The sequence below is a fragment of the Streptosporangium sp. G11 genome (assembly GCF_051192615.1).
Lineage (GTDB): Bacteria > Actinomycetota > Actinomycetes > Streptosporangiales > Streptosporangiaceae > Streptosporangium.
Window position 1 is genome coordinate 1 of sequence record NZ_JBPJUQ010000053.1, and the last position, 11,643, is coordinate 11,643.

9 protein-coding genes are annotated in these 11,643 nt (G+C 69.3%); 5 read left to right on the top strand and 4 right to left on the bottom strand.

What is annotated here, in order from left to right; translation table 11 throughout:
* Nucleotides 1–55: 55 nt before the first annotated feature.
* Complete coding sequence (locus ACSDR0_RS35150) at nt 56–1,510, bottom strand: DUF4158 domain-containing protein (protein WP_435293246.1); 1,455 nt, start codon at nt 1,508–1,510, stop codon at nt 56–58.
* A 680-nt stretch (nt 1,511–2,190) separates the two neighbouring features.
* Between ACSDR0_RS35150 and ACSDR0_RS35155 the strand changes: the two genes are divergently transcribed.
* A complete protein-coding gene (locus ACSDR0_RS35155) occupies nt 2,191–2,808 on the top strand; it encodes a TetR/AcrR family transcriptional regulator (protein ID WP_435293247.1) in 618 nt (205 codons plus the stop codon).
* Nucleotides 2,809–3,010: 202 nt separating this feature from the next.
* Nucleotides 3,011–3,361, top strand: coding sequence for a spore germination protein GerW family protein (locus tag ACSDR0_RS35160; protein ID WP_435293248.1), 351 nt, complete (start codon nt 3,011–3,013; stop codon nt 3,359–3,361).
* Nucleotides 3,362–3,569: 208 nt separating this feature from the next.
* On the opposite strand, the gene ACSDR0_RS35165 is transcribed toward ACSDR0_RS35160, so the two are convergent.
* The gene (locus tag ACSDR0_RS35165; protein ID WP_435293249.1) at nt 3,570–5,162 is read right to left on the bottom strand and encodes an MFS transporter; all 1,593 of its coding nucleotides are present in this window, start codon (nt 5,160–5,162) and stop codon (nt 3,570–3,572) included.
* Nucleotides 5,163–5,243: 81 nt separating this feature from the next.
* Complete coding sequence (locus tag ACSDR0_RS35170) at nt 5,244–5,879, bottom strand: SAM-dependent methyltransferase (protein ID WP_435293250.1); 636 nt, start codon at nt 5,877–5,879, stop codon at nt 5,244–5,246.
* 199 nt (nt 5,880–6,078) lie between these two features.
* Here ACSDR0_RS35170 and ACSDR0_RS35175 point away from each other — a divergent pair, with 199 nt between their 5' ends.
* From ACSDR0_RS35175 to ACSDR0_RS35185, 3 genes are all read left to right on the top strand, one after another.
* On the top strand, nt 6,079–6,675 hold the full coding sequence (locus tag ACSDR0_RS35175) for a helix-turn-helix domain-containing protein (RefSeq protein ID WP_435293251.1): 597 nt from the start codon (nt 6,079–6,081) through the stop codon (nt 6,673–6,675).
* A gap of 472 nt (nt 6,676–7,147) precedes the next feature.
* Entirely contained in the window at nt 7,148–8,884 is a 1,737-nt protein-coding gene (locus ACSDR0_RS35180) for an NAD-dependent malic enzyme (protein ID WP_435293252.1), read from the top strand.
* The gene (locus tag ACSDR0_RS35185; RefSeq protein ID WP_435293253.1) at nt 8,881–10,362 is read left to right on the top strand and encodes a class II fumarate hydratase; all 1,482 of its coding nucleotides are present in this window, start codon (nt 8,881–8,883) and stop codon (nt 10,360–10,362) included. The genes ACSDR0_RS35180 and ACSDR0_RS35185 overlap by 4 nt, the downstream gene beginning before the upstream one ends.
* A 39-nt stretch (nt 10,363–10,401) precedes the next feature.
* Here ACSDR0_RS35185 and ACSDR0_RS35190 read toward each other — a convergent pair whose 3' ends face one another.
* Nucleotides 10,402–11,523 (bottom strand): epoxide hydrolase family protein, encoded by a 1,122-nt coding sequence (locus ACSDR0_RS35190; protein ID WP_435293254.1) that lies wholly within the window; start codon nt 11,521–11,523, stop codon nt 10,402–10,404.
* Nucleotides 11,524–11,643: the final 120 nt, after the last annotated feature.

Consider the following 11,643-nt stretch of genomic DNA (forward strand, 5'->3'; position numbering starts at 1 on the left):
TTGCCCGAGACCTACCACCAGGTAGGCCCCGAGGCGGGGACCGCCACTTCAAGTTCTACGAGCTACGGGACAACCTCGACGAGGTCGCCTCGAACCGCAACGCCCCCGCCAACGCGAGCATCGTGGCCCGGTCGGCCTTGAAGAACTGCTGCACCAACAGTTCGTGGTTGTCGCCCCGATACGCGGTCACCTCCTCGATGTCGGCCAGCTGGGAGTCGAACCCGCCCGCGTCCTCCACCACGGCCAGCACCGACCCGACCCCCGCCGCCTGCACCCGCACCGCCTTCAGCAGTGCCCGGATCACCGCCCCCGGATCGCCGCCGGCACCGCCCGGATCGGCCTCAGCCTCAGCCTGATCCGTGTCGGAGTCGGTGCCGCCGGGATCGGCCGTCGCCTGATCGTCACCAGCACCGTCCTGCTCCTGGGTGAGCGCGGCCACCGCCATCAACACCATCTGGGTCGCGGCGACCTCAGCCACCCCGACCGGGCCGCCCGGGGCCAGGCCCTGCAGCACATTCCGGTAGACGACGATCAGCTGCTCGGTCACCGCCCGCTGCCGCTGGTGGAACAACTCCAGCTGCGCCTTGGCCTTCTTGTTGTTCACCGCCATCCGCTTGCACAGCATCTGCGCCAGATCGTCGCGGGCCCGGCCCCGCGAAGCGTGCACCAAACACGTCAGCACCGCCATCCGCCGGATCCCGTCCGGTGCATACCGGGAGAACACGTCCACATCCGCGGCCTCCGCCTCACCCGCGAAGTCAGCGATCTTCGAGGCGGCGATCCCGTCGAGGGCGTCGTCGGTGTCGGCCAGGCCGTCCAACCAGGCCAGGTGCGCGGCCTGGTCCTTGAACTTCGACCACGTCGCCCGCCGGGCGGCCTTCTTCACCCGCTCCAGATCCGACTTACCGCCCGGCCCCACCACCACCACCAGGGATTCCAGGCGGGCACGGGCGTCCCGCCGCAACCGCACCCAGATCGTCCGGAAGATCTGGCCGTTCACCTGCCCGCGGATCGTCGACTCCATGCTGTCGAGCGTGGAGAACGCCGGCAGCTCCAGCCCGGCCTGGGTCAACCGCTCCAACGCCACGTTGATCAGATCCGGCGGGTAGTTCTTCACCCACGCCGCCTTCGTCATCTCCCGCTCCGCCAGCTTGCGAGCCTTGCCCGGCGCGTACTTCACACCCTCCCGCAGCCGGACCAGAACCCGGTGCGACTGCTCCGTCCGTGCCGAGGCATACACCGGCTCCAACGACTCATCGGCGTCCTCCCGGAACAGGCACTGCCGCACGTGCTCGACAACTACCGCAGGCGCCTCGCCCTTCTTAGCGAACCGGCCGAGCTTCTGGAAGCACTTCAGCGCAACCGCGAGCGCGAGCTGGTGCTCGTCGGTGTCGGTCTTGGCCCGGACCCACTCCATCTCCTCCTCAGACGGCGAGAAGAACGTGTACAACTCCCGGGCGAACACCAACCGCCCGAACTCCGGATACGCCGTCCGCTCCACCGACGTCACAACAAACCCTCCCGCCACACCCCCACACGAACAGGAGCAACGTAGCGAGACACACCCACCCGAATCGGGCAAACATGATCACAACTTCAACACCACAACGTGAACCAGATCACACCCTCAAACCGAGTCGAACATCCTGTTCGACCCAGCCGTGCCATCACGCGTCCCCGACGCCCCGGAGACAGCCTCTACGACGCGTCAACCAGTGGAAACACCGTTCATGATCCACTGAATGTGGGTTTTGGGCTTACTTGGGTTGGACCCCATGTTCAGGACATGAGGGAAATGACCGGCCCGACCTGGTGGCGCGGCGCGCCGACAACGGGGACTGCCGCTCCACCCCACCCCGGCACCTTCCGCGGAGCAGGCACCTGAGGTGCTCCACTTCGCCTCTCAGCCGTGCGTGTTCCCGGAGGTCGCGGCCGTCTCCGCCGCCAAGAACACGATCTTTTCGGAAGTCCGGTGACCTGCGCGGATCGGCCCGGTTCGGGGCAGGAGACCTTGCCGTCGTCCGGTCGCCGCCGGGCGGGCGGGCGCGGAGGGCCGAAAGCCCGGAGAGGTCAGTGGCCGGCGTTCTGCCCGCCGTCGACGTGCAGGATCTCACCGGTGATGAACGGCGCGTTTTCCAGGCAGACGACCGGTCTATTACGAACATAGACGACCGGTCGTAGACTGGGTGCATGGGACGAACGAGCGACGCCAGAGAGAAGATCCTCACGGTCGCGCAGCAACTGATCGAGCTGAACGGTTACTCGGCACTTGGCGTGGCGGAGATCTGCAAGGCCGCCAACGTTCCCAAGGGCAGCTTCTACTACTTCTTCGAGTCCAAGGAAGCGCTGGCCCTGGCCGTCATCGACGCGGAGTGGAATGAGGAACGCGGCAACTGGGCGGCGCTCCTTCACGGGGACGGCGCGCCCCTGGAGCGGCTGCGTCGGCTGTTCGAGGCGACCGAGGTCAGGCAGCGCGACGGCAAGCAGTCGTGCGGAACCGTCTCCGGCTGCATGTTCGGCAACCTCACCCTGGAGCTGAGCAACCGGACCGAGCCCATCCGCGCCCGCCTGCAGGGGATCTTCGACGCCCAGGTCGACATGGTGAGGTCCGTTGTCGAGGAGGCCAGCGAGCGCGGCGAGGTCGCCGTGGCCGACCCCACCGCGGCCGCCCGCGCCGTCGTCGCCCAGCTCGAAGGGCAGGTTCTCTTCGCCAAGCTGTACAACGACACCCAGCGCCTCGACACCATGTGGACCAACTGCCTGGCCCTTCTCGGCACCCGTCTGCCGGAGCAGGCGGCCGCCGGCTAGGACGGCCAAAGAGAGGTCTCCCACCGCGACCGGGGCCGCGTCTCGATCGCCGCCCCGCTCACCGTTTTCGCTACGCATCCGACGAGGCGTCGGTTGCACCCGGCGTTTCCTGGACGATGGGGGTGAGCCTGGCCATGGGCCGATCTGGCCGTCGTGGCCGGATGGACGATGGTCGCGGCCGTGGCCGCGACGAAGGGAAGACATGGACGTCATCGAAATGATCGACAAGGTTCGCGACTCCGCCACCGTCACCCGCGTCTTCGGCGAGCCGATCACGCAGGACGGGGTGACCGTCATCCCCGTGGCCCGCGTCGGCGGGGGCGGCGGCGCCGGAGGCGGCAAGCAGGAGGGCGGCGAGAACTCGGGCGAGGGTTCCGGCGGCGGGTTCGGCGCGAGCGCGACCGCGGCGGGGGTCTTCGTCATCAAGGACGGCCAGGTCCGCTGGCAGCCCGCGATCGACTACAACAAGATCATCCTGGGCGGGCAGGTCGTGGCCGTCGTCGCGCTGCTCACCCTGCGCGCGTTCGCGCGCTCGCGTGCCCGCCGGACATGATCATCCTCGGAGCAGGTCTCGCCGGTCGGCCGCGCCACCGCCGCCGCCCGTGGTGCCCCGCGCACCTCATCCAGGGCAGGGTGGAGAGCTGGACCGCCACCGGTCAGGACCGTACGAACCGGAGCAGAGGTGATCAACGAACGGAGTCGCCTCGGATGATCGCGATCCGGCCGGGATTTCCCCGGGACCACAGTGCCCCCTCGGTGAGTCAGCGCAGGTCGGCGACCACGTCGCCGGATTCACGGCTGTCGCCGCCGAAGCCCCGGGTCCGTTGCCGCGGACCTCGCGCGAGAACGTAGGCGAACAGGATCGCCATGACTACCGCGCCTGCCCACATGGCCTGCTGCCAGCCGTCGACGAAGGACTCCTGGGCGGCCAGGGCCAGCGCCCGCGCCTGGGGGCCGGCACCGTCGGCGGCCGCGAGGGCGTTGGCGACGCCCTCGCGGGCGGCGTCGGCGGCGTCGTCCGGCACCCCGTCGAGCCGGGAGTCGATGGCGCCGCGGTAGCCGGCGGTCAGGACCGCTCCGAGCAGCGCGACACCGAGCGCGGTGCCGAACTCCCGGGTGACGTCGTTGAGCGCGGACGCGACACCTTGACGCTCACGCGGCAAGGCGGTGGTGATGGCCTCGGTGGAGGGCGTCATCGTCAAACCCATACCGAGTCCCATGGCGAGCATGCCGGGCAGGATCGAGAGGTAGCCGCCGTCGATGGAGACGAAGGTGGCCATGAGGACCAGCCCCGCGCCGCCCAGGAAGATCCCTGAGGCCATCGTCGAGCGGCTGCCGATGCGCGCGGCCACCCGCGGGGCGAGGCCGGAGGCGAACATCATCAGCAGCGCCATCGGCATGAGCGCCAGGGTGGAGCGAAGGCCGGACCAGCCGAGCACCGCCTGGAAGTACGGGAAGAGGACCACGAAGATCCCTGCCTGCACGCCGAAGACCGTCAGGAGCGACACGGAGCCGCTCGCGAGACCTCGTTCACGGAACAGGCGGACGTCGAGGAGTGGAGCCTGCCGGCTCAGCTCCCACGCCACGAATCCGACAGCGGCGACGACGCCGACGAGGAGGCTCAGTAGCGTCGCGGGCGCGGTCCAGCCTCGTTCGGGGCCCTCGTGGAGGAAGAGGACGAGCCCGACCACCGCGACCACGGACGACAGCGAACCGACGGCGTCGAACCCGCGCCCTGACGCCTCGCGCGAGTTCGGGACGGATCGCAGCGCCAGGACGACGGCGACGGCGACGAGCACGACCGGCAGGACGAAGAGCCACCGCCAGCTCGCCAGGTCGACCAGGACGGCCGACAGGTACATCCCCACGATGCCTCCACCGCCGGCGACACCGGTCCACACGCCGATCGCTTTGGAGCGCTCCTCGTCCGGGAAGGTCGAGGTGATGACGGCGAGGGTGACCGGCATGATCATCGCTGCGCCCGCACCGCTCAGGAAACGCGCGGCGAGCATGATCTCGGACGAGGTGGCGAGGCCGGCCGCCGCACTCGCTGTTCCGAAGACGAGCAGGCCCGCGAGCAGCACCGGCCTGCGGCCCCACCGGTCGCCCATCGCGCCGAGGGGCAGGAGCAACGCGGCCAGGCTGATGGTGTAGATGTTGATGAACCACAGGACCTCGGTCTGCGAGGCGTCGAACGCGACGGTGAGCTCCGGCTGGGCGACGTTCAGCCCGGACACCGAGGCGATGACCGCCATGAGCGCGACGCAGACCCCGACCAAGATCGTACGTCGTTGTCGCGGGTCTTGGATGGTCGGGGCGGGGGCTCCCGCAGGTGAGGACCGGTTCGTGCTCATGGGATTCCTTTCGAGAACTTTCAAGAAGGCAAGGGGGATCGGCGCCGGAGCAGCGGGCCCCGGCGTTGTCGGACGAGGTGGTTACCGGCGTCGGGTGGCGCGCACGACGACATCTCGCAGGGGGACCGCTCGGCCCTCGTGGCCGGTGAGCGTGCGGAGGTGTTCTTCGGCGGTGACGATCTCCCACTCCGTGCCGTCCATGCGCGCGGTGATGGCCGCGGAGGTGACCGACGCTTCGGCGGGAGGGTGGTGCCCGTGGCCGGTGGAGCCCGGGGTGTGCAGGTGCCCCACGATGAGCAGCGTGCCGCCGGGAGCCACCCATCCGGCGATGCGGTCGTAGAACTCCAACTGGGGCATCGCCGGGTGGGCGTAGTGGGTCATGACCAGGTCGAACCGCGCTTCCGGGCTCCAGACGCCCAGGTCCGCCTCAACCCACCGCAGGCGCTCGGGGGCTCCGCTCGTCGCCGCGCGCTCGGCGGCGCGAGCGAGGGCCTCGGACGAGATGTCGGCCGCGGTGACGTGCCAGCCGTGGGAGGCGAGCCAGATCGCCGCGGCACCGCCGCCGCACCCCGCGTCCAGTGCCGTGCCCGCCGTCAGGCCGCCGGTCTCACGGGCGAGGTACGGGTTCGGCGGGTTGCCGCCCATGGATCCGGGGCCCCCGGCCTGCCTCTGTTGCCAGTGCCGCTCCCAGAAGTCCTTGTCGAATCCGTGCGTCATGGGTCGTCCTCCTCGTTCGCGATGATCTCTCCGCCGTGGCCGGTGACCTCGTCGCGGCCACGTGCCAGCGGCTCCGCCGGGCTCACCCGCGCCGGCGGAGCGCGCCCCCCTCTGCGGGTGCGTTCCCCGGTTCGTTCTTCATGGTGTCGACAGAGAAGGCGGATGTGCAAACGTTGTTGCCGAATGGCAAAATAGAAGGATGGACGAAGCCATTGACCGCACTCTCGACGCTGTCGGACCGAGGTTGAAACGCCTTCGGCTGCATCGCGACGTCACGCTCGCCGACCTCGCGGAGGAGACCGGCATCTCCACCAGCACCCTGTCCCGGCTCGAGGCGGGCCTGCGACGTCCCACGCTCGAGCAGTTGCTTCCGCTTGCCCGGGCCCACGGGGTCACACTCGACGAGCTCGTCGATGCGCCGCCGACCGGCGACCCCCGCGTCAATCTGCGTCCCATCCCCTGCGGCGACGGCTCGGTCATCCTGCCGCTGACCCGTAGGCCCGGAGGAATCCAGGCCTACAAGTTCGTCCTCCCGGCCGGAAGCGACGACGCCGAGCCCGACCTGCGCACCCACGAGGGCTACGACTGGGCCTATGTCCTCAACGGAACGCTCCGCCTCGTACTCGGGGAACACGACCTCATCCTCAAGCCGGGGGAGGCAGCGGAGTTCGACACGCGCACCCCCCACTGGTTCGGGGCCACCAGCGCCGGTCCCGTCGAGTACCTGAGTCTCATCGGGAAACAAGGCGAACGCGCGCACGTCCGTGCGGCGCCGAGACGTGAACCGGCCGAGTAAGGAAGCCCAGGGACGGTGGTGTGTCCGGTGAGCGAACCGCGCGTCCCGCCGAAGCCGGGGGAGAGGATGACCAGGGGCGCCCCCCGCGCCTTGCCCATCGGTCGGGCGTCGCCGAAGGCGTGGGTACGCGTCCTGCCGGGCAACAGGGTGGTAGCCCGCTCGGTTCGCGGTTGGACGGGGCGAGCCGTGCTCAAAGGAGAGCGATCCCGGTTTGATCGTGGACGCGGTGCGGGTCGCCCACGAAGGGCAGGGGCTGGTGGACCCGCAGGTGACGCCCCGCCTGCTGCAACGCCGCCGTCCGGGGGGTGTTTCTGTGAAGGTGCGGATGTGCGAAACCCATGTCTCAGGTGGCCATTCTTCGCGTAAATCTATTTTGCCTGACATAAGGGACAGTCCTGGGCGGTGGCGGGGAAGGGCGTGAGAGGGGCAGCCGCACCCCTTGATCGGGGTGCCACGCTGGAAGGGGATCCTGATGTCGCCTGGCAAGAGGAAGCCGGATCTGGCAGGTCCGATGTTCGCCGAGCAGCCCGACGGAAGCTACGTCACGTCTTTGCGCGGCCTCGCGGTGTTGCGAGAGCCGCTGCTGAACAAGGGCACGGCCTTCTCGCCGCAGGAGCGGGCCGACCTGGGCCTGGAGGGCCTGCTGCCGCCGGTGGTCGAGACACTGGAGGAGCAGGTGAGCCGGTCGTACGCGCAGTACCGTGCGCAACCGACCGACCTGCTCAAGAACGTCTTCCTGGAGGGCCTTCGCGACCGGAACGAGGTGCTGTACTACCGGCTGCTGAGCGATCACCTGCGCGAGATGCTGCCCATCGTGTACGACCCCACCGTCGCCGAGGCGATCCGCACCTACAGCCATGAGTATCGGCGCCCGCGGGGGGTGTACCTGTCCGTCGACGACCCGGCTGGGATCGAGCGGGCGTTCCAGAGCCTGCAGATGGGGCCGGACGACGTCGATCTGATCGTGGCTTCCGACGCGGAGGAGATCTTGGGCATCGGCGATTGGGGCGTGGGCGGCGGGGCCGGCATCGCGGTCGGCAAGCTGGCCGTCTACACCGCCGCCGCGGGGATCGACCCCGGCCGCGTCATACCCGTCGCCCTGGACGTGGGCACCGACAACGAGGCGCTGCTGAACGACCCCGCCTATGTCGGCAACCGGCACGCACGGGTGCGGGGGCGGCGCTATGACGACTTCATCGACGCCTACGTGAAGACGGCGTCGCGGATGTTCCCCGGCGCGATGCTGCACTGGGAGGACTTCGGCCCGTCGAACGGCCGCCGCATCCTGGAGAGATACACCGATCACCTCTCGACCTTCAACGACGACATGCAGGGCACCGGAGCGATCGTGCTGGCCGCCATGCTCGGCGCCGTCCGGGTGTCCGCGACTCCCATGGACGAGCAGCGGATCGTCATCTTCGGCGCCGGCACCGCCGGCATCGGCATCGCCGACCAGATACGCGACGCGATGGTCCGCGCCGGCCTGGACCAGGAGACCGCGACCCGGCGAATCTGGCCGGTCGACAAGCAGGGCCTGCTCATCGATGACATGAAGGACCTGCGTGACTTCCAGCGGCGCTATGCCCGCTCACGGGCCGAGGTGCACGGCTGGTCCGAGGACGCCTCCGGAATCTCGCTGGCCGAGGTCGTCAAGCGGATCAAGCCGACCATGCTGGTGGGCACCTCCACCGCTCATGGCGCGTTCACCGAGCAGATCGTGCGCACCATGGCCGCGGGGGTCGAGCGGCCGGTGATTTTCCCGATCTCCAACCCGACCGAGCGGATCGAGGCGGTACCCGCCGACCTGATCCGCTGGAGCGACGGCCGGGCGCTGATCGCCACCGGCATCCCGGTCGAGCCGATCACCTACAACGGCGTCACCTACGTCATCGCCCAGGCCAACAACGCCATGCTGTATCCCGGACTGGGGCTGGGCGTCGTGGTCGCCCGAGCTCGCCGAGTCAGTCCCGGCATGCTGCAGGCCGCCGCCGAGGCGGTGGGCGGCATGGTGGATGTCTCGACCCCCGGCGCATCCCTGCTGCCGCAGGTGGACAACCTTCGCGAGGTCTCCGCCACGGTCGCCGTGGCCGTCGCCGATCAGGCGGCCGAGGAGCACCTCGCTCGCACCGACCTGCGCGACACGATCCAGCAGGTCCAGGACACCATGTGGCAGCCCGCTCACCGCCCGGTCCACGGGAACGGGCGGTGAGCGCGCCCCGCGTCCGGGATGTGCCGATCGGACTCGCGGACACCGGCACCCGGACGGAGAGTGACTCCCTCGGCGAAGTGGAGGTGCCGGCTGGGCACTACTGGGGCGCCCAGGCCCAGCGGTCGCTGCTCCACTTCGACATCGGCGACGATCGCATGCCCAAGGCCGTCTACCACGCCTACGGCCACATCAAGAAAGCGGCGGCGATCGTCAACGCTCGCGCGGGCCGCCTGCCCCGGTGGAAGGCCGACCTCATCAGCCGGGTCGCCGAGGAGGTCGTTCGCGGCAAGCTGGACAGCGAGTTCCCGCTGTACGTCTGGCAGACCGGCTCGGGCACCCAGTCCAACATGAACGTCAACGAGGTGATGTCCAACCGGGCGATCCAGCTCGTCGGCGGGCGACTGGGCAGTAAGGACCCGATCCATCCCAACGACCACGTGAACATGGGCCAGTCGTCCAACGACACCTTCGTCACCGCCATGCACATCGCCGCCGCCCAGGCCATCGATGAACACGTGCTCCCCGCCGCCGCCCGGCTGCGTGACAGCGCCGAGGCCAAAAGCCGCGAGTGGGAGCACATCGTCAAGATCGGGCGTACCCACCTGGAGGACGCCACCCCGCTGACCGTCGGCCAGGAATGGTCCGGCTATGCCGCCCAGCTCGGCGCGGCCATCGACCATCTCGAACGCACCCGTACCGGGCTTTACCGGCTGGCGATCGGCGGCACCGCGGTCGGCACCGGGCTGAACGCACCGCCGGGTTTCGGTGAGGAGATGGCTCGGCAGATCGCCGAGTTCACCGGGCGCCCCTTCACCGGCGCGCCGAACAAGTTCGCCGCTCAGGCCTCGTGCGACGACCTCGTACGGGTCTCTGCGGCGCTGCGCGCCTTGGCCGTGCCGCTGTTCAAGTTCGCCAACGACCTGCGCTGGCTCGGCTCCGGGCCGCGTACAGGGCTGGGTGAACTGATCCTGCCGGCCAACGAACCGGGATCGTCGATCATGCCGGGCAAGGTCAACCCGACGCAGGCCGAGGCCATGCTGATGGTCGCCATCCAGGTGACCGGCAACGACACCGCCGTCTCCATGGCGGGTGCCGAGGGCAATTTCGAGCTGAACGCCTTCCGCCCGGTCATCATCAAGAACGTCTTGCATTCGGCGCGCATCCTGGCCGACATGATGGACCACTTCCGAACGTACCTGGTCGAAGGGGCTCGGCTGAACACCGAGACCCTGCGTCGCGACATCGACCACTCGATCATGATGGTGACCGCCCTCAGCCCCGTCATCGGCTACGACCAGGCCGCCCGCATCGCACACCACGCTCTCGACAAGGGGCTGGCACTCAAGGACGCCGCGCTCGAATGCGGCGTCGCGGAGGACCTGTACGACAAGATCGTCGACCCCGAAAGCCTCACCAGGCCAGGGGTGCCCGGCCCGGCCGTCAACGCCGAGGCCGGCCAGGCGGACCCCCGGCGCTGAAAACGGTCATGAGCTCCGGGAGACGGGGAGGCCGGGTGTTCAGCGGACGGTACGGAAGAAGGCGCGCAGCTCGTCCACGAACAAGTCGGGGACCTCAAGGGCGGCGAAGTGCCCGCCGCGGTCGTACTCGGTCCAGCGGGTGATGTTGTTGAGCGGTTCGGCGAAGGGACGGATCGCGATGTCCTCGGCGAAGCTGGCCACGCCGGTGGGCACCTGGGAGGGCGTGGGCCAGCTGCCGGTGTGCATGGACTCGTAGTACAGCTGGGCCGAGGACGTGCCGGTGTTGGTCAGCCAGTAGATCATCGCGTGCGTGATGACGTGGTCGGCTCCGATCGAGCCCGCGGGGTGGGCCCAGTCGTGGAACTTCTCGCCGATCCAGGCGAGCTGGCCGACCGGAGAGTCGGCCAGGCCGAAGCCGAGCGTGTGCGGGCGGGTGGCCTGGATCTGGAAGTAGCCGTTGCCGTCGGAGAGGAATTGGTTCATCCGGTCGAGCCTGGCCTGCTCGGCGTCGGTGAGCACCGTGTCCGCGGGCACGTCGCCGAGCGGGATGAACCCGACGGTGGCCGCGTTGACGTGCACGCCGGCGACGCGTTCGGGGTCCACCCGTCCGAGGTCGGGCGCGATGATCGCGCCGAAGTCGCCGCCTTGCGCCCCGTACCTGTCGTAGCCGAGCCTGGCCATCAGCTCGGCGTAGGCGGTGGCGATGCGGCGCGAGTCCCAGCCCGCCGCGGCCGGCCCGGTGAACCCGAAGTTCGGGTGCGAGGGGATCACGAGGTGGAAGGCGTCGGCCGGGTCGTCGGGGTCGGTCAGCGGCTCGATCACCTCCAGGAACTCCGCGATCGACCCGGGCCAGCCGTGCGAGATGATCAGCGGGAACGCCTGCGGGTGGCGTGAGCGGACGTGCAGGAAGTGCAGGTCGATCCCGTCGATGTGGGTGGTGAACTGCGGGTGCCGGTTGAGCCGCTTCTCCGTGGCGCGCCAGTCGTATGTCGTGGTCCAGTACTCGGTCAGCTCCTTCAGGTGGTCCAGCGGCACGCCGCGGCTCCAGCCGGCGTCCGGAATCTGGACGGGCCAGCGAACGGCGGACAGGCGCCGCCGCAGGTCGTCCAGCTCGGACTGCGGTATGTGGACCTGGAACGGCTTGATCTCGCTGTTCAACACACGACTCCTCTTTGTCGGCACGAGGCGCTCGGCCGCGTGCTCGGGGTGGTGTCCTGGCTGGGCGTGTTCGCGTCGCAGGGTTCGGTCACGAGCCCGCCCGAAGACCCATGACCGGTGTTC

Coding starts and splice junctions, on each gene's coding strand:
- ACSDR0_RS35155 (WP_435293247.1), top strand. CDS start 2,191: ATGGGACGAACGAGCGACGCCAGAGAGAAGATCCTCACGGTCGCGCAG.
- ACSDR0_RS35160 (WP_435293248.1), top strand. CDS start 3,011: ATGGACGTCATCGAAATGATCGACAAGGTTCGCGACTCCGCCACCGTC.
- ACSDR0_RS35165 (WP_435293249.1), bottom strand. CDS start 5,162: ATGAGCACGAACCGGTCCTCACCTGCGGGAGCCCCCGCCCCGACCATC.
- ACSDR0_RS35170 (WP_435293250.1), bottom strand. CDS start 5,879: ATGACGCACGGATTCGACAAGGACTTCTGGGAGCGGCACTGGCAACAG.
- ACSDR0_RS35175 (WP_435293251.1), top strand. CDS start 6,079: ATGGACGAAGCCATTGACCGCACTCTCGACGCTGTCGGACCGAGGTTG.
- ACSDR0_RS35180 (WP_435293252.1), top strand. CDS start 7,148: ATGTCGCCTGGCAAGAGGAAGCCGGATCTGGCAGGTCCGATGTTCGCC.